This is a genomic window from Phocaeicola intestinalis (assembly GCF_014837065.1).
Lineage (GTDB): Bacteria > Bacteroidota > Bacteroidia > Bacteroidales > Bacteroidaceae > Phocaeicola > Phocaeicola intestinalis.
The window spans coordinates 1-18,040 of record NZ_JACSPP010000047.1 but is presented as its reverse complement, the minus strand read 5'-3'; the positions used below and the strand labels follow the sequence as shown (position 1 = coordinate 18,040).

The 18,040-nt window shown below is 44.7% G+C and carries 14 protein-coding genes; 6 read left to right on the top strand and 8 right to left on the bottom strand.

Annotation, left to right across the window (positions count from 1 at the left end; all coding sequences use genetic code 11):
* The first annotated feature begins 262 nt into the window (after positions 1-262).
* Both alaS and H9625_RS12875 read left to right on the top strand, forming a co-directional pair.
* Positions 263-2,881, top strand: coding sequence for an alanine--tRNA ligase (alaS, locus tag H9625_RS12880; RefSeq protein WP_087250264.1), 2,619 nt, complete (start codon positions 263-265; stop codon positions 2,879-2,881).
* A gap of 363 nt (positions 2,882-3,244) precedes the next feature.
* Entirely contained in the window at positions 3,245-3,457 is a 213-nt protein-coding gene (locus tag H9625_RS12875; protein ID WP_191764693.1) for a hypothetical protein, read from the top strand.
* A 96-nt stretch (positions 3,458-3,553) separates the two neighbouring features.
* On the opposite strand, the gene dnaG is transcribed toward H9625_RS12875, so the two are convergent.
* Positions 3,554-5,641: a DNA primase gene (dnaG, locus tag H9625_RS12870; protein WP_087207241.1), complete on the bottom strand. Its 2,088-nt coding sequence runs from the start codon at positions 5,639-5,641 to the stop codon at positions 3,554-3,556.
* 223 nt (positions 5,642-5,864) lie between these two features.
* Here dnaG and H9625_RS12865 point away from each other — a divergent pair, with 223 nt between their 5' ends.
* Complete coding sequence (locus H9625_RS12865; RefSeq protein WP_191764691.1) at positions 5,865-6,932, top strand: carbohydrate porin; 1,068 nt, start codon at positions 5,865-5,867, stop codon at positions 6,930-6,932.
* A 36-nt stretch (positions 6,933-6,968) separates the two neighbouring features.
* Here H9625_RS12865 and recG read toward each other — a convergent pair whose 3' ends face one another.
* The 6 genes from recG to H9625_RS12835 form a co-directional block, all read right to left on the bottom strand.
* Complete coding sequence (recG, locus tag H9625_RS12860; RefSeq protein WP_022041307.1) at positions 6,969-9,068, bottom strand: ATP-dependent DNA helicase RecG; 2,100 nt, start codon at positions 9,066-9,068, stop codon at positions 6,969-6,971.
* 99 nt (positions 9,069-9,167) lie between these two features.
* A complete protein-coding gene (locus tag H9625_RS12855) occupies positions 9,168-9,833 on the bottom strand; it encodes a 2-C-methyl-D-erythritol 4-phosphate cytidylyltransferase (protein ID WP_191764689.1) in 666 nt (221 codons plus the stop codon).
* On the bottom strand, positions 9,830-10,381 hold the full coding sequence (locus H9625_RS12850) for a DJ-1 family glyoxalase III (protein WP_191764687.1): 552 nt from the start codon (positions 10,379-10,381) through the stop codon (positions 9,830-9,832). Before H9625_RS12850 ends, H9625_RS12855 begins: the two co-directional genes overlap by 4 nt.
* A 4-nt stretch (positions 10,382-10,385) precedes the next feature.
* A complete protein-coding gene (locus tag H9625_RS12845; RefSeq protein ID WP_022041310.1) occupies positions 10,386-11,219 on the bottom strand; it encodes a cell envelope integrity protein TolA in 834 nt (277 codons plus the stop codon).
* Between the two features lie 144 nt (positions 11,220-11,363).
* Positions 11,364-11,780 (bottom strand): ExbD/TolR family protein, encoded by a 417-nt coding sequence (locus tag H9625_RS12840; protein WP_087207249.1) that lies wholly within the window; start codon positions 11,778-11,780, stop codon positions 11,364-11,366.
* Positions 11,781-11,784: 4 nt separating this feature from the next.
* Positions 11,785-12,507 (bottom strand): MotA/TolQ/ExbB proton channel family protein, encoded by a 723-nt coding sequence (locus H9625_RS12835; RefSeq protein WP_022041312.1) that lies wholly within the window; start codon positions 12,505-12,507, stop codon positions 11,785-11,787.
* 118 nt (positions 12,508-12,625) lie between these two features.
* On the opposite strand from H9625_RS12835, the gene H9625_RS12830 reads away from it, so the two are divergent.
* Together H9625_RS12830 and H9625_RS12825 are read left to right on the top strand one after the other, a co-directional pair.
* Entirely contained in the window at positions 12,626-13,513 is an 888-nt protein-coding gene (locus H9625_RS12830; RefSeq protein ID WP_022041313.1) for an NAD kinase, read from the top strand.
* A 71-nt stretch (positions 13,514-13,584) separates the two neighbouring features.
* Entirely contained in the window at positions 13,585-16,491 is a 2,907-nt protein-coding gene (locus H9625_RS12825) for a M16 family metallopeptidase (protein ID WP_191764685.1), read from the top strand.
* A gap of 85 nt (positions 16,492-16,576) precedes the next feature.
* Here the strand turns inward: H9625_RS12825 and H9625_RS12820 are convergent, their stop codons facing one another.
* Positions 16,577-17,254 carry a hypothetical protein gene (locus H9625_RS12820; RefSeq protein ID WP_191764683.1) on the bottom strand — a complete coding sequence of 226 codons (678 nt, stop codon included), beginning with the start codon at positions 17,252-17,254 and terminating at the stop codon, positions 16,577-16,579.
* Between the two features lie 112 nt (positions 17,255-17,366).
* On the opposite strand from H9625_RS12820, the gene H9625_RS12815 reads away from it, so the two are divergent.
* The gene (locus H9625_RS12815; RefSeq protein ID WP_022041316.1) at positions 17,367-17,858 is read left to right on the top strand and encodes a GNAT family N-acetyltransferase; all 492 of its coding nucleotides are present in this window, start codon (positions 17,367-17,369) and stop codon (positions 17,856-17,858) included.
* Positions 17,859-18,040: the final 182 nt, after the last annotated feature.

Here is an 18,040-nt window from a genome sequence, read left to right as displayed (position 1 = left end):
AATATTTGCTCGTCTATTGCCCCGCAGAAAAGGAGAAAGCCTGCTTCTCCAAAATCACGTGCTGCATGCAGGCAGCTGGTCATACTTCTACATATCAAAGCGGGGAGACTTCCTGGATATTTCTTCATCACTGGCCCTGCTTTGCGAACGATAACTCTTCAATTCCAAAAATTTTCCTCCAAACGTAGCGACAAAAATAATAAAACAGATTATCTTTGCAAATCGATTTTTAGAATATTAACGACAAGATAATAAGACTTATATGTTGACAGCAAACGAAATCCGCGACTCATTCGTAAAATTCTTTGAGTCGAAAGGACATCAGATTGTGCCATCGGCACCGATGGTCATCAAAGATGACCCCACGCTGATGTTCACCAACGCCGGCATGAACCAGTTTAAGGACATCATCTTGGGAAACCATCCGGCAAAATACAAACGTGTGACTGACTCGCAAAAATGTTTGCGCGTGAGCGGCAAGCACAATGACTTGGAAGAAGTAGGACATGACACCTATCATCACACTATGTTCGAAATGCTTGGCAACTGGTCATTCGGCGATTACTTCAAGAAAGAAGTTATCGGTTGGGCATGGGAATACTTGGTGGGTGTATTGAAAATCAACCCTGCCGACCTTTATGCTACCGTGTTCGAAGGTAGTCCGGAAGAAGGACTTGAACGCGACAACGAAGCTGCCGGATACTGGGAACAATTTCTTCCTAAAGATCACATTATTAACGGAAACAAACACGACAACTTTTGGGAAATGGGTGATACCGGACCTTGTGGACCTTGTTCTGAAATCCACATTGACTTGCGTCCAGACGAAGAAAAGGCAAAAGTGCCCGGACGTGAGCTGGTGAACCAAGACAACCCGTTGGTTATCGAAATCTGGAACCTTGTATTCATGCAATACAACCGCAAGGCAGACGGATCGCTTGAAGCTTTGCCCGCCAAAGTCATTGATACCGGAATGGGGTTCGAGCGTCTTTGTATGGTGTTGCAAGGCAAAAAGTCGAATTATGACACGGATGTGTTCCAACCCATTATCAAAGCCATCGGTAACCTGGCTGGAATGACCTATGGTACCGACCCGAAAGTGGATGTTGCTATGCGTGTGGTGGCCGATCACATACGTACTATTGCTTTCTCTATCACCGATGGACAACTTCCTTCCAACGCCAAAGCAGGTTACGTCATACGTCGCATCTTGCGCCGTGCCGTACGTTACGCCTATACCTTTTTAGGTCAGAAGCAGGCCTTTATGTTCAAACTGGTACCTGTGCTCATCGAAAATATGGGACATGCCTATCCGGAACTGAAAGCTCAGCAGTCTCTTATTGAGAAGGTTATCAAGGAAGAAGAAGAAGCTTTTCTCCGCACGCTCGAAACTGGTATCCGTCTTTTGGATAAAGTAATGACTGATACAAAAGCAGCAGGAAAGACCGAAATCAGTGGTGTGGATGCTTTCACGCTCTACGATACCTTCGGATTCCCTCTTGACCTGACCGAACTCATCTTGCGCGAAAACGGAATGACGGTAAATGAAGAAGAATTCAATACCGAAATGCAAAAGCAGAAACAGCGTGCACGCAATGCCGCAGCTGTTGAAACCGGTGACTGGGTGGTACTGGAAGAAGGTGAGACACATTTCGTGGGCTACGATTATACCGAGTATGAAACCCGTATCTTGCGCTATCGTCAGATTAAGCAGAAAAACCAGACTCTTTACCAGATTGTATTGAATGAAACTCCTTTCTATGCCGAAAGCGGAGGACAGGTGGGAGACACTGGCGTGTTGGTTAGCGAGTTCGAAACGATTGATATCATCGATACCAAGAAGGAGAATAACCTCCCCATTCATATAGCCAAGCAACTTCCCGAACACCTTGACGCACCGATGATGGCATGTGTTGATACTGACAAGCGTGCTGCTTGTGCTGCTAATCACTCGTGTACACATCTGCTTGATGAAGCTTTGCGGCAGGTACTGGGTACTCATGTAGAGCAGAAAGGTTCGCTTGTTACACCCGAATCGCTGCGTTTTGACTTCTCTCATTTCCAGAAAGTCACTCCCGAACAGTTACGTGAGGTAGAACACCTGGTTAATGCTAAAATCCGTGCCGATATCCCCTTGACCGAATATCGTAACCTTCCCATCGAGAAGGCACGCGAACTGGGGGCTATCGCTCTCTTTGGTGAAAAATATGGCGATGAAGTACGTGTTGTCCAGTTCGGGTCATCTATTGAGTTCTGTGGCGGTACTCATGTGTCTGCCACAGGGAAAATTGGCATGGTGAAGATTATTTCCGAAAGTTCGGTGGCAGCTGGTGTGCGCCGTATCGAGGCCATTACCGGAGCTAAAGTGGAGGAAATGCTTGATACCGTGCAAGACACGCTCAATGACCTGAAAGCCCTCTTCAACAATGCTCCCGACTTGAAAACAGCCATCGCACGCTACATTGATGAAAATGCCGGTCTGAAAAAGCAGATGGAAGAATTTATAAAAGAAAAAGAAGCTCAGGTGAAAGCCAAGCTGATAGAAGGAGCGAAAGAAATCCATGGAGTGAAAGTCATCAAGGCGGTACTTCCTCTGCCTGCCGATTCGGTGAAAAACATTGCTTTCCAGCTGAAAGGTCAATTCCCTGAAAACCTTTTTGTTGCTATCGGAAGTGAGCGCGACGGCAAACCCATGCTTACGGTGATGTTGAGTGATGATCAGGTAAAAGCAGGTTTGAATGCCGGAAAACTGGTGCGCGAGGCTGCCAAGCTTATTCAAGGTGGGGGAGGTGGCCAGCCGCATTTCGCTACAGCCGGTGGAAAGAATTCCGATGGACTGAATGCTGCTGTAGACCGCTTGCTGGAATTGGCTGGATTTTGAAAAATAAAGAAGAATTATAGCAAGGGGATATAAATTAGGGAATGAAGCAAGAAGGGGCATCCTTTTCTGCTTCATTCCTTATTTTATTATACTTTATGAATTCCGCAATTAGCCGATTCGGCTGAGTTGCAAACGCAGTACTACTGCGTTTGCTGATGAAGTATATATCCGTAGGCGTATGCAGTATATATTCAACCGCGTATGCAGTATATATTCAATTGCGTATGCAGTATATATTCAATTGCGTATGCAGTATATATTCAACTGCGTATGCAGTATATATTCATTTTTCAGGGGTATATATTGGCTGTTTGCGGACATTCATCTTATACTTTGTAGAAGCCGTTTTGAATTTATCGTGCGATGATTTGGGATGAGTTTTTGAGGCATTTTCGCTTCTGTGATGAGGAAGATAGCGGGCTATCTGACGAAGAACAGGAGCGAAAAAAACCAAAAAATCGCCCAAAGCACACACGAAAACGGATACATCAAGCCAAGAAAAACTTTTTGGAGAAATTCAAAACAGCTTCTAAATACCTGTACCCTGATAATGCTGTGCAAAATGCCTCGTTGTAGCAGATATAATCCTTGTTGTCCGGATTTGCGAATACGTCATTAGAGTTTATAAATTGGCACATGAGGATATCTTTTTTTATGAATGCTGCTTTAAGTTTATAATTTCAGCACTACACGGTCGCCTGCCTGTTGCGCCATTATGCTTTGAGTTTCTTGCAGTTCCTTATAGTGTTTCATGATTTCCATGCAACGTTGCGAATCCTGGGCTACGATGGGATCGGTCAGTGCCTGCAGGGTATTTTTCATTTCTTCTTCTATAATGGAAAGCTTGAAGTCAAGCAACAAACGGGGTATCAATTCGTAGAGACGTTCTTCATCCGTTACGATTTTTTGTCCTTTCGAGTGGTATTTGCTCAATTGATAACGGTCGTTCACCAAGTCTGCCGCCAATTTGCTGACATTCGGGTCAGGATGGGCGATAAAATGTCGCTCGGCTATGAAGTTAGGGTCGTGTTGGTGTGCTTCACATTCTTGTAAAATCTGCCGGTGTATGGGGTCATGGAATTGCAGTTCGTCTTCCTTCAATCCTGTCGCAATGCATTCAATGACCGTATAAGGAACTTGTTCACCTTCATTGTTTTCTATATAGCACATTGTTTTTTCGCCATAGCGGATAAGCATCCGTACCAGGTCTTCTTCTTTGGCATAGAATACTTTTTGCTCATTGCCTTCTGCCGGAATGTACGAAGTGTACGTATTTGCGGGAGTTGGTTCGGGTGGAAGAGGGGTACTGTTGTTTAGGTCAGGAGTTGTATCTGTTGCCTGTGGTTCGTTTGTCGGTGTATCAGGAACAGAAGGCTGAACCGCAGGAGTTTCAGTCATCCGCTGTTCGCGCTCCTTTTTACGTTGTTGTTCCTTGAATTTTGTTTCGCGTGCCTGTTCTATCAGTTTTGAAGTGGCTTCGATAAGTATCTTTTCTTCCATCTGCAGCAATTGGCTGCATTCGCGGATATATACAGAACGTACAATCGCATCGGGAATGACCGAAATGCTTTTTACAATGCTTGAAATCAATGCAGCGCGCTTGATAGGGTCTTTTCCGGCTTCTTCCAGCAGTAGGTTGGTCTTGAAACGGATGAAGTCTACTTCATGGTCGTTAATGTATGCTTGATAGTCGGTAGCATTGTGCTTGCGTGCAAAACTATCAGGGTCATCTCCGTCCGGCAACAAACATACTTTGATATTCATCCCTTCCTCCAGCAGCATGTCAATACCTCTGATACTAGCCTTTATGCCGGCTCCGTCACCGTCATAAAGGACAGTAATGTTGTTCGTAAAACGGTGAATCAATCGGATTTGGTCGGATGTAAGTGCCGTGCCCGATGAGGCTACCACATTTTCAATGCCGCTTTGATGCATGGAAATAACATCGGTATAGCCTTCTACCAGGAAACAGCGGTCTTGGCGCACGATAGCCTGCTTGGCAAAAAAGATGCCGTACAGTTCTTTGCTTTTGTGATAAATTTCTGACTCAGGCGAGTTGACATATTTCATCTGTACATTTTTGGTGGCGGCGCTGAGTACGCGTCCGCCAAAAGCTACGATTTTTCCGGAAATCGTATGTACAGGGAAAATGACACGTCCCCAAAAGCGGTCGCGTAAGGTACCGTCTTCCTTGCGGTAACACAGTCCGGTTTTTACCAGGAAGTCTTCCTTGTATCCTTTTTGCAGTGCAGCACGTGCCAGCGCATCCCGGTTGTCGGTGCTATAGCCAAGTTGGAATTTCTTGATGATGTCATCACGGAATCCACGTCCTCGCAGGTAGGTCATGCCGATGCGCTGCCCGTCAATGTTATTATATAAAATGTCTTGAAAGTATTCGGAAGCAAACTGGTTGACTACAAATAAACTTTCGCGTAAGCTGTGTGCCTGTTTTTCTTCGTCAGTCAGCTCACGTTCTTTGATTTCGATATTGTATTTTTTTGCCAGCCATTTCAATGCTTCGTAATAGGAGAGTTGTTCATGTTCCATGATGAAATGCACCACATTTCCTCCTTTTCCGCAGCTGAAGCATTTGCATACTCCTTTGCTGGGCGATACGCTGAACGATGGTGTCTTTTCGTTGTGGAAAGGACACAGTCCGATGTAGTTCACTCCCCGGCGCCGGAGTGTGACGAATTCAGATACCACGTCTACTATTTGGGCGGCATCCATTATTTTGTCTATGGTGGCTTGATCTATCATGATGTTGCAAAAATACGAATAAATTCATTATCTTTGCACCGCAAGAAAAAACAAAATATGAATTCCGTATTGATTGGCAATAAGGAGTTATTACAGCGTAGTACAGATATCGGAAAGAAGATTATCTCTGTTTTTTGAAAATATGAGGAATTCATTGAACAAAATGTGTCGATTGGTGTTATTCTACAGGGGATAATAGTTGATCAACTTTAAAAAAGAACCTATGTATCGATTCTTATGTGGGCTGGCAGCCTGCTTGTGTGTGATTGGTGTCCGGGCTCAAACACCGGTTTCTTCTCGTGTCGGTTGGAATTTGACTGCCATGACTGAAGGTGAATGGAATATGACGAGTGGAAACACGTCATGGGTGAATTATTTGGAAGTGGGAGTGGATGTCGGACTTTGGAAAGGTGCCTCATTCGAAAGTATGGCAATTGCAACTTGGCAAACAGGCGGTGCTGTAGATGATGATAACTTAGGTTTGTCGAATATCTATACCGATGAGAACCGTCCTTTTCGTTTGATGCAGGCTTCTCTGCGTCAGTCCTTTGGCGAATGCTTTTTTGTCTCTATAGGTTTACGTAACGTTGATGCCGATTATTTCATTACACCTGCTACCGGTTTGTTTACAGGAGCTGCAGATGCAGATTATCCCATTCTTTCATTGAATTATCCGCTTGCTACATTTCCGTTAGGAGCTATGGGTGTTCATCTGGAGTATCTTCCTGTCAGTCGGTTAACGTTGAAAGCGAGTGTTTATAATGGTGTGGCGAGTGATGATTTCGACCGTCAGTTCCGTTTTTGTCCGTCTGGCGATGGTATATTTACCATGGGAAGCATTTCATACGAAATACCTTCGAAAGGCGAGCAGGCTGCAAACTATACAATAGGGTATGTATATGGGAAAACACCTTCTGAAGACAGAAGCGTGCACGAGCGGGAAACTGGTTTCTGGGCTTTGCTGGAGCAGCCTTTGCTGATGGTGGGCAAATCGCAATTGGTCCTGTTAGGACAAGGGGCAGCTATGACCCGGCGTTACGTTCCCTGTAATGGATATTGGGGAGGCGGACTGGTGATGAACCGCATTGCCCGAAACGATATGACTGCCGGTATTGTGTTCAATCGTCTTCTCTTTTCCGGAGGTGATGAAACAGACATTGAATGTACTCTTCACTGTCACCTGACTCCCTGGCTTTCTGTTCAGCCTGCTTTACACATTATTCATCATAACAAGCATAATTTTGTGGCAGGGCTTTTACGGGTTTTTTTAGAATTTGGGAATAACAGGTAAATCGGCCCGAAAAGCTGTCGGTCCCGGACACTTTTATTATGAAATTACCGACCAGTTTACATTTTTACTCCGGAGTTCTTTCAGGTGTTGCCATACGATAGCGTTTTCAGGGTGTATGCCTTGCGGGTCTTCTTCAAGCAGGTGTCCTGCCACTTCGCGTACATACTGAAGGAGTTGGCCGTCTCGGGCAATATCGGCTATTTTTAAATCGAATGCTACTCCACTTTGCTGTGTCCCTTCCAAATCGCCTGGTCCCCGCAACTTCAGGTCGGCTTCTGCTATCTCGAAACCATCATTCGTATCCACCATTATCTGGATACGTTTTCGGGTATCTTCTGTCAGTTTATAACCGGTTACCAGGATGCAATATGATTGGTCGGCACCACGTCCTACCCGTCCTCTTAACTGATGTAATTGGGATAAACCGAAACGTTCGGCATTTTCGATGACCATTACCGAAGCATTCGGAACGTTTACACCTACTTCGATAACCGTCGTTGCTACCAGAATATGCGTTTCGTGATTTACAAAACGTTGCATTTCTTCCTCCTTTTCTGCTACTTTCATTTTACCGTGTACTTTGCTTACCTTATATTCGGGAAATGCTTCACACACGTGGAGGTAGCCATCTTCCAAATTCTTGATGTCCATTTTTTCACTTTCCTGAATCAAGGGATAAACGATATATGCCTGTCTGCCTTCCTGCAATTGCTTGCGGATGAAAGTATACATCGAAGCCCGCCGGTTATCGAACTGGTGAATAGTCTGTATGGGTTTGCGACCGGGAGGCAGTTCATCGATGACCGATACGTCAAGGTCACCATAAAGGGTCATGGCAAGTGTACGGGGTATCGGAGTAGCGGTCATTACCAGTACATGAGGCGGGCACAGGTTCTTTCGCCACAACTTGGCGCGCTGTGCTACTCCGAAGCGATGCTGTTCGTCAATGACTATCAGCCCTAATGAAGAAAAGTTTACTGTGTCTTCTATTACAGCGTGTGTACCGATAAGTATCTGTATGTCGCCTGTCACTAAATCGCGTAAAATCGTTTCCCTGCGTTTCCCTTTTACATTTCCCGTGAGTAATTCTACCCGGACGGACATTCCTTGCAGAAAACGGGTAATGGTTTCATAGTGTTGGTTGGCAAGAATTTCAGTAGGTGCCATCATGCATGCCTGATAACCGTTATCAAGGGCTATCAACATTATCATCAGTGCCACTAAGGTTTTCCCGCTTCCCACATCACCTTGAAGCAGACGGTTCATCTGTCTGCCGCTTTTCATGTCGCGGCGCATTTCCTTAATGACCCGCTTTTGTGCACCAGTAAGTTGAAATGGAAGATTTTGGGCATAAAAGGTGTTGAAGATATCACCTACTTTGCCGAATATCAGTCCACGGAATTTGTTTCGTCGTTCTTGCGTATAGCGTAAGATATTCAGTTGTACATAAAAGAGCTCTTCGAATTTCAAACGATATTGTGCCCGGCGGAGCAATTCTGGATTTTGCGGAAAATGAATGTTGTGCAAAGCTTCTGTCAACGGCATCAGACGGTGTTGTTCTATCAGCCGAGAGCTCAAGGTTTCTTCAAATTCCTCATGCCGAAGTACGGCAAACAGGTTTTTCATCAACTTTTCTATCGCATGCGAATTAAGGTTGCTCCGTTTCATCTTTTCGGTCGTATTGTAATATGGCTGAAGTCCCATTGTGGATAAAGTTAACTCATCGGCAGGGTCGATGTCGGGATGAGCGATATTAACGCGCCCGTTGAATACGGTTGGTTTGCCGAACACGATGTAAGGCTCGCGTGCTTTGTATTTGCCTTCAACATATTTCAGACCTTGAAACCATATCAAATCTACGACACCTGTACCGTCGGAAAAATGTCCGACCAGACGTCGTTGCCTTCCTTCACCTAAGATTTCGAAACTCAAGATTTGTCCACGCAACTGGATATAGGGCATGTTTCCGTCTATCTCGTGAATGTAATACAAACGGCTGCGGTCTACGTATTTGTACGGGAAATAATACAATAAGTCTTTAAAGGAACAGATATTCAACTCCTTATTCAACAAAGTTGCCCGCTGGGGACCCACCCCTTGCAAGAACTTGATATCACGCGTAGACAAATCAAGCATATTCTTTCATTTTTAGGTCACAAGTCTGCACGTTGACAAAGATCTATGCAATGTGTCATGAAAATGCATAAATCCGACCGTACATTGTATAAAATCTTGTCAACTTAATATCATTTCTGCCAGTTTCAGGTCAAACGGAGTTGTCAGCTTAACGTTTTCCCGGTTTCCTTCCACCAGTTCTACCCGATGTCCCCAAGCTTCTACCACCGAAGCATCATCCGTGAAACACGATGTGTAAGGTTGGGAATAAGCTTGTTTCAATAACGAAGAAAGAAAAACCTGAGGGGTCTGAACCAGCTTATAGCAGTTGCGTGGAACTGTCTGGCTATTTCCATTTTCTGTAACCTGACGCAGTGTTTCTACAACATCGGTTACAGGTATTGCTGCTCCTGATACTTCTGCCATACGGTAACACTCCGATATGACCTTGGATGACACAAAAGGGCGTACTCCGTCGTGTACACCGACCAATGCATTATCTTCTACCAGTGCCAACCCGTTTTTAACTGAATGGAAACGGGTTTCTCCGCCATTGGCAATACGATGAGAAAGTGTAAATCCATAGATTTTACACAAATGCTTCCAGTAGTCCTGTTGGTCTACCGGAAGCACTACAATCCGTTCGATAGTCTCATCGCAGATGGAAAAGGTTTCCAGCGTACGCATCAATACAGGCTTCCCTTTAATAGGAAGAAATTGTTTGGGGATTTCTCCTCCCATGCGCAAACCTTTTCCTCCGGCAACAATTATTATGTATTTTTTCATTCAGCGAAAAGCATTCCATTTTTTACTTCTGCCACTTTGGCTGCTCCGGCCATTTTTTCAAGAATGGCAAATCCGAAAGCTGATGCAGCGGCAGGGCCTTTTCCCAAAATGAAGTTGTCGGCGATTTCTACCATATTGCCGGTATACTCAGCACCGTCCAGGTATTTGTCGAAGCCCGGATAACAAGTTGCCTTTTTCCCTTTCAGTAAGCCTCGGTTTCCGTATACCATCGGAGCTGCACAAATAGCTGCCAGTGGTTTGCTGGCTGTAGCAAAATTACGGACCAGTTTGTCTATTCCTGCATGTGCATCAAGGTTAGTGGCACCAGGAAGTCCTCCCGGCAATACAATCATCTCAATATCTTCTTCTTTCAAATCTTCTATCAGGCAATCGGCAACTACAGGTACACCATGGGCACCTTTTACTGTCGGTTCTCTCATTATAGATACGGTTTTTACATTCAGACCGCCACGACGCAAAATATCGAGCGGGAAAAGAGCTTCCACTTCTTCAAAGCCCTCAGCTAAAAAAATACAAATCGATTTCATACGCTTATTTCAATTTAAAGTAATAAGTTATTGTTCCTGACTGATTATTTACACCGTCTACCCGGTTGAATTGTGCCCGTCGTGCAGCTTCTTCCGCGGCACGGCGTAAAGTAGGATTTACAGTATTGGTACGCTTGTTGATTTGTGTACTGATAACCTTTCCTGCTGGGTTAACGACTATTGTAACCACTACACGTCCTTCGTCCTGTACATTGTAAGCCGGTAAAGGCAATCCTTCAGTCCCCAGTGACCGGCCGTTTAAATCGAATACTCCTGAGGCACCTACGCCCGAAGTCTTTCCTTCTTTTCCATTCCCTGTAGGGCTTCCTTGCATTCCTTCACCACTACCATTGCCGGTACTTCCCATCTTGGAGCCTTTTCCGAAAGCTCCGGCCACTTTACTGGAAGCCGCCTGTGCCGCAGCGCGTTCTGCTTCGGCACGCTTCTCTGCTTCGGTTTTTTCTTTCGGCTTTGGATGTTCTGTAGTTTTTTTTGGTTTTACGTCAGATGTTTCTTTTTGTTTCTGCTCCTGACGGGGCTCTTCCTTTTTCACTTGCAAGGAAGGCTCATCGGCTTGGGTTATCAACGGAGAGTCATCTCCACCATCAGGTAAAGATGCTTCCTGTTCTGCTGTTTCGGGCTGCGGCAACAAGTCTACCTCTGTCAGGGTATAAGGGTCGGCATCTCCTTCTCCTGTCTCAGTATTGCCCAGCATAACGGGCACTCCTCCCTCTTCTTGTTTGGGAGGAAGCGTCAGCACGTACAGGTACAAGAATACAAGGATTGCCACGTGCAACACCACTGTTCCTATAAGTCCGATTAACTTGCTTCGTTTCACGATTCTGTTGTTTTAAGTTGACAAGTTTGACGAGTTGACAAGTTAACAAGTTGACGGGTTGGCAAAGTCTTAAATACCTTAGTAAAGCCGTTCAAACCTTGTCACCATGTTGCCTTGTCACCTTGTCGCCTTGTTTCCTGTAATTCATTCTTTATCTGGTCTCCGTGTAGCGAGCACCATTTTGTAATGATTTTCATTAGCAATGTTCAATACCCGTACAATTTCACGGTAAGGGATTGATTCATCGGCATACAAAGCCACATACATATCCGGTTCTTTAGAAGCACATTCTTGCAAAAACGAAGGTACCTCATCAAGTGATAAAGGCATTTCGTCATCATTGCCGAATGCTCCGTAATAATTCAGATTCTTGTCGATAATCACCCGTACCATCGGTTTTGCCGAAGTCTGCTCAGATCCTTGAGGCAACAAGACCTTAATAGCATTGGGTGATACCATCGTAGAAGTAATCATAAAAAATATCAGCAACAGGAAGATAAGGTCGGTCATGGATGACATACTGAAGCTGGGTGATATTTTCTGTCTTCTTTTCAGTGCCATAAGCCTATCGGTTTTCGTCGGGTTCGTTCAATAGATCCATAAAGGCCATCGTGCGGGCTTCCATCTGACTGACCACTTTGTCTACCCGATAGACCAAATGATTGTAGGCAAACATCGCTGCAATACCCACAATCAGACCTCCTACTGTAGTAATCATTGCTTCGTAGATACCGCCTGACAGCAGAGTGATATCAATGTTATTACCAGCATTAGCCATATTCCAGAATGCACGTACCATACCTGTTACTGTTCCTAAAAAGCCTAACATCGGAGCCCCACTCGACACGGTAGCAATAATCGCCAGGCCATTTTCCAGTTTGGCTACTTCGATGTTGCCTGTATTTTCGATAGCTGCCTGTACATCCGAAACCGGACGTCCCATGCGCGTAATACCTTTTTCTATCATCCGTGCCGAAGGTGTGTTTACCATCCGGCAATAGTTGATTGCAGATTTTATTTCACCGGTTTTGATATAATCCCGGATACGGTCCATAAACAATGGGTCGTCTTTTGATGCCTTTCGGATAGCAAAAGCCCGCTCGAAAAATACATAGAAGGCTATTACCGACATCACTGCCAATACAATCATTATCCATCCGCCTTTGCAGGCCATATCCCATAAATTCATTTCCGGTTCTCCCGATGCAACTGGGGTAAGTACCGGATTCGCTCCCGCCAATGTGTCTGCAACGGCTTGTGCCGCCGCCAACAATGTCATAGTTACCATAATATTAATTGTTTTCAATTTATTTTTCTATCTTTGCGTCAACAAAGTGCAAAGTTAGCAGAAAATACGGACAACCTGCTTACTTTACTGAATAAAGATTGATAAAAAGCTACAAGATATGCAACGGACTCTTAGATTCGCCCTTTTCGGGAATACATACCAAGAGCATAAATCGGCACATGTCACACACCTGCTCGACATTTTACGGAACAAAAAAGCCGAAATATGCATCAGTAATGACTTTTTCGATTTTCTCAAGCAACATACAAAAGCCAATCTGAAAGGCCTGCAGGTATTTCAAGGAAATGATTTCAATGCCGATATGGTGCTTAGTATCGGAGGTGATGGGACTTTTCTGCGTGCGGCAAGCCGGGTAGGTAAAAAAGAAATCCCTATTTTGGGAATCAACACCGGAAGGCTGGGGTTTCTTGCCGATGTATCACCCGACCAGATGGAGGAAGCCTTCGATGAAATCTATGCAGGGAAATACCTTGCCGAACCACGAAGAGTATTGCAGCTCCATACTGACAATTATGTCCTGAAAGGGTATCCTTTCGGCTTAAACGAAATTGCCGTACTTAAACAAGACAGTTCGTCAATGATTACCATACACGCTTATATCAATAATGAACTGTTATGTACCTATCAGGCAGATGGGCTGGTCGTAGCTACTCCTACCGGCTCTACCGGATATTCTCTCAGCGTGGGAGGCCCTATTCTTGTTCCACAAAGCGGTACCATCAGTCTTACAGCCGTAGCTCCGCATAGTTTGAATATCCGCCCCATTGTGATACGTGACGAGTGGGAAATCATACTCGATGTGGAAAGCCGGAACCATAACTTCCTTATTTCGGTAGACGGACGGAGTGAAACTTGTCGTGAGGGCACCCGTTTGCGTATTCGTCGTGCCGACTATTTCGTACGCATTGTCAAACGGTGTCATCATTCATTTTTCAACACACTTCGGGAAAAGATGATGTGGGGAGTGGACAGCAGAAACATTTAGAAACTATTTTGAAGAAATCTGAAACAGTTTTTTAAAATCAAAGCAAACAGAACTATTAAATCTATTTAAGTATGAACAAATTCAAATCAGTGCTTGGGGTATTCCTGCTTGCCTTCGGGCTGCCTATTATGGCAAAGGAATACCAGTATCAGACTGTGGAAGGCGATCTGATGAATGCCCGTATCTATACTTTGGACAACGGGCTGAAAGTCTATCTGTCGGTCAACGACGAGAAACCACGTATTCAAACCTACATTGCCGTACGTACAGGAAGCCGGAATGATCCGCCTGAAACCACGGGACTTGCCCATTACCTGGAACATCTGATGTTCAAGGGAACCCGCCAATTCGGCACTTCTGACATAGATAAAGAAGCTCCTCTTCTTGATGCTATAGAAAAACATTTCGAAGTATACCGAACCTTGAAAGACCCGGACCAGCGCCGTGCATATTACCACGAGATAGACAGTATCTCACAACTTGCAGCCCGGTACTTTATTCCCAACGAATATGATAAGCTGATGTCTGCCATTGGAGCCGTGGGGACTAATGCCTATACCAGCAACGATGTGACTTGTTACATAGAAGACATTCCGGCAAATGAAGTGGAAAACTGGGCGCGTATTCAGGCAGACCGTTTCCAGAATATGGTTATCCGTGGATTTCATACAGAGCTGGAAGCTGTATACGAAGAGTATAACATAGGTTTGGGAAGTGACACGGATAAATTGTTCAATGCACTGATGGCCCTGCTCTTTCCGGGGCATCCTTATGGGACGCAAACCACTATCGGTACACAAGAGCATCTGAAAAATCCTTCAATCACAAACATCAAGAACTATTTCCGCCGTTACTATGTGCCCAATAACGTAGCTATCTGTATGGCGGGAGACTTCGACCCCGATCAGGTAATCGCTACTCTTGATAAATATTTCGGTACTTGGCAGCCTAATCCGTCCCTTTCTCAACCCCAGTATGCCCCGATACCCGACCGCACTATGCCGAAAGATACAACAGTTGTAGGACAAGAAGCCGAACGCGTCTATATGGCATGGAAGTTTGATAAGGCTGCTTCGTTTCAAAACGACACTCTTGATGTAATAGCTGACATGCTCAGTAATGGCAAGGCAGGATTGATGGACCTCAATCTCGACCAGCAGATGAAATGGCTGGGAGGAGGTGCCTTTACCCTTCCGCTTGCCGAGTATTCAGGCTTTGTCGTAGTCGGATTTCCCAAGGAAGGACAATCGCTTGATGAAGTAAAAGCTTTACTCCTTGATGAAATCGGCAAGCTGAAGAAAGGCGACTTCGATGAAGACTTGATTCAAGCCGTGGTGAACAATAAAAAACTTTCTTTCTATACTACCCTTGAAAGCAACGAAGGACGTGCTGACCTGTTTGTCAACGCATTTATCAACCACCAGAAATGGAGTGATGTGACTGGTAAAATGGATCGCATCTCGAAAATAACCAAACAACAGATAATCGATTTTGCCAACCGTCATTTCCGTGACAATTATGTAACTGTGTACAAACGTATCGGAAACGATTCTACTATCAAGAAAATAGACAAACCGCAAATCACGCCCATTCCTACCAACCGGGATATGCAAAGTGCATTCGTGACTGAGATTGTAAATGCGGAAACAGAACCGATACAGCCCAAATTTGTCAACTTCGACAAAGACCTGACCAAAGGAATGACGTCTAATGGCTTGCCTGTACTCTATGTGAAGAATAATGAAAACGGACGTTTTTCACTTAATTATTATTTCGATTGTGGAGAAGAATGGAACAAATGGTTGCCTTATGCTGCCGATTACCTGGATTACCTGGGGACCGACAAGCTAAGTGCCGAACAACTCAAACAGAAATTTTATCAACTGGCATGTGACTTCGATATCAGCATAGGTTCTAAAAAAAGCAGCATCGCTTTGCGTGGACTTTCCGAAAACATGACAAAAGCCATGGCGTTGATGGAAGACTTCATCGCTCATGCACAGGTGGATACAGCAGCATTTACCCAGTATGCGGCTCTGGAGATGAAAGGACGTGCCGACAATAAACTCGACCAGCAGAACAATTTCAGTGCACTTCAGGCATACAGTGTATATGGTGCCTACAATTCGGTACGTAACATCCCTTCTGCACAGGAGTTTGAACAAATCGACCCGCAAGAACTGGTTGACTTGATTCGAAACCTCAGCAACTACAAACATACTGTGCTTTATTACGGTCCGATGAATCTTGACGAGGTGACTGTATCCGTTGACCGCTATCATAAAACCGCAGCAACCCTTGCTGATGCTCCCGTTGGAAAGCCTTACACATTGCAGCCGACTCCGGCTAACGAAGTTTTCATTGCTCCATACGATGCGAAAAACATCTATATGATGCAATATCATAACGAGAACCATCCGTGGAATGCTGACCGGCAACCTGTCATCGCGTTGTTTAATGAATATTTCGGAGGTGGCATGAACACAATCGTATTCCAGGAATTACGCGAAGCACGCGGGCTGGCTTATAGCGCAGGAGCCAGCTATGTTACTCCTGCTTATAAGGATAAACCTGAATATGCCACGACATTCATCATTTCGCAAAATGATAAGATGATGGACTGCATACGCACATTCAATCAGATTATCGATACAATACCGCAAGCAGGTAAGGCATTTGACCTTGCCAAGCAGGCACTTCTGAAACGTCTTGCTACTGCGCGTACCACCAAGATGAATATCATCAATGCTTACCTCAACGCCACAGACAAGGGCATCGACTATGATATCAATGAAAAGATTTACAATACCGTTCCTTCGCTCACAATGGATGACATAGTCCGTTTCGAACAGGAAACGATGGCAGGCAAACCTTACCGCTACATCATTCTGGGGAACGAAAAAGAACTGGATATCAAATCACTTGAGAAAATCGGTCCTGTCAAACGTCTGACTACCGAAGAAATCTTCGGATACTGATAAAGATATCATTCCGCGCAAGGCATTCTCTGTATACTTTGCGCGGAATGCACCATTTCATATCGTGCATGGTATAAACAGGCTTTCAGTTTCCAAACACAAACCGGTAGTACTGTTCTTTGCTTTCTATCGTATATAAAACTTCCCAACCATCCAAGGGCGTTTCGTACACCCGTCTGTATAATTCCAATTCGTGTTGTAAAAGCTGGAAGTTATCATACAGCAAAGAAAGATTCAATGCTTTCATTACACGGATTGCCGAATATTGCATAGTGTCACGCTGCTCTTTAGCATAATGTCGCAATGTCAGTTCATAAATCGAATCTGCTTTCCGGAAATCATGCTTTGCCGTGTCGCGGAAGCCTGCCCTGTCTTCCAGGACAGCCTTCAAACTCCACATATCCGCAGCTATAGAGTCGGGCACATTGGTTGCCATCTTCCGCAAAAGCAATAATATCTCGTCTGGTTTCCAGCTGCGCATCAGGTAGACCAATTTCGTCAGATATACCTTTTTCAGTGCCGGACACATCAGCATTGCGTTGTCCAGTTTCTTCCTGATTGCTGAGTCGTATCGGCATATGGCCGGATGAGTACGATTTACAGCAGCCAACCAGAAAGCCGAGTCTGCACGCATCAGGCTGTCTGCTTCCATTAACAGGCGTTCTGCCATCTCCTGTCGGGGCAATACAGGTTGTTGTTTTCTCCCGCATGAAAGCACGGAAAGTAAAATAAACCCTAATATCAGGTTCCGGAATGTCTTCATAAGCATTATTCTCTTTTCTGTACAAAAATAAATAAAAAGCACTACCTTTGCATAGAAAAAGAGAAGATTTATCGCTTTCTGTATATAATCAGCAATAAACAATAACCTACAGATGAGAAAAGTTACCCTTCAAGATGCACGTGCCATAGCCGGCATTTATAATTATTATATCGAGCATACTACCTCTACTTTCGAACTGGAACCTGTAAGCGAGGAAGAAATACGCAATCGCATTCTCTCCATCTCTTCCCGTTATCCCTATTATGTCGAAGAGTCTGGCGGGCAAGTCACAGGATATTGTTATGCCCATTTGTGGAAAGAGAGGGCAGCCTATGCCCGTACCCTCGAAACTACGGTTTATGTTGCTCCGGGTGAAGAGCGCAAAGGCATCGGCACACGCCTGATGAACCGTCTTATTGACGACTGCAGACAAGCCGGCATTCACTCGCTGATAGCTTGTATTACAGCCGACAATCATCCCAGTCTTCTCCTGCACGAACATCTGGGTTTCGTACAGGTCTCACGTTTTCAGGAGGTCGGATTTAAGTTCGGTCGCTGGCTTGATATTGTCGATTGTCAGTTGTTGCTCTCTGCGGAGGAATAATCGGGCATAGGACTGTAATGCTGGCACTTATACCGCGCAAAGTATAAACTGTATTTTATCATATTCAGATGATTTAAAAGGCTGTTGTTATTTTCTTCTTTTCTCACGCAGATAGCTTCGTCTGGTGTAAGATTAATAATCTTCCGCTTGTAAGATTAATAATCTTGCAGCCTGAAGATTAA

Coding starts and splice junctions, on each gene's coding strand:
- alaS (WP_087250264.1), top strand. CDS start 263: ATGTTGACAGCAAACGAAATCCGCGACTCATTCGTAAAATTCTTTGAG.
- H9625_RS12875 (WP_191764693.1), top strand. CDS start 3,245: ATGATTTGGGATGAGTTTTTGAGGCATTTTCGCTTCTGTGATGAGGAA.
- dnaG (WP_087207241.1), bottom strand. CDS start 5,641: ATGATAGATCAAGCCACCATAGACAAAATAATGGATGCCGCCCAAATA.
- H9625_RS12865 (WP_191764691.1), top strand. CDS start 5,865: ATGTATCGATTCTTATGTGGGCTGGCAGCCTGCTTGTGTGTGATTGGT.
- recG (WP_022041307.1), bottom strand. CDS start 9,068: ATGCTTGATTTGTCTACGCGTGATATCAAGTTCTTGCAAGGGGTGGGT.
- H9625_RS12855 (WP_191764689.1), bottom strand. CDS start 9,833: ATGAAAAAATACATAATAATTGTTGCCGGAGGAAAAGGTTTGCGCATG.
- H9625_RS12850 (WP_191764687.1), bottom strand. CDS start 10,381: ATGAAATCGATTTGTATTTTTTTAGCTGAGGGCTTTGAAGAAGTGGAA.
- H9625_RS12840 (WP_087207249.1), bottom strand. CDS start 11,780: ATGGCACTGAAAAGAAGACAGAAAATATCACCCAGCTTCAGTATGTCA.
- H9625_RS12835 (WP_022041312.1), bottom strand. CDS start 12,507: ATGGTAACTATGACATTGTTGGCGGCGGCACAAGCCGTTGCAGACACA.
- H9625_RS12830 (WP_022041313.1), top strand. CDS start 12,626: ATGCAACGGACTCTTAGATTCGCCCTTTTCGGGAATACATACCAAGAG.
- H9625_RS12825 (WP_191764685.1), top strand. CDS start 13,585: ATGAACAAATTCAAATCAGTGCTTGGGGTATTCCTGCTTGCCTTCGGG.
- H9625_RS12820 (WP_191764683.1), bottom strand. CDS start 17,254: ATGAAGACATTCCGGAACCTGATATTAGGGTTTATTTTACTTTCCGTG.
- H9625_RS12815 (WP_022041316.1), top strand. CDS start 17,367: ATGAGAAAAGTTACCCTTCAAGATGCACGTGCCATAGCCGGCATTTAT.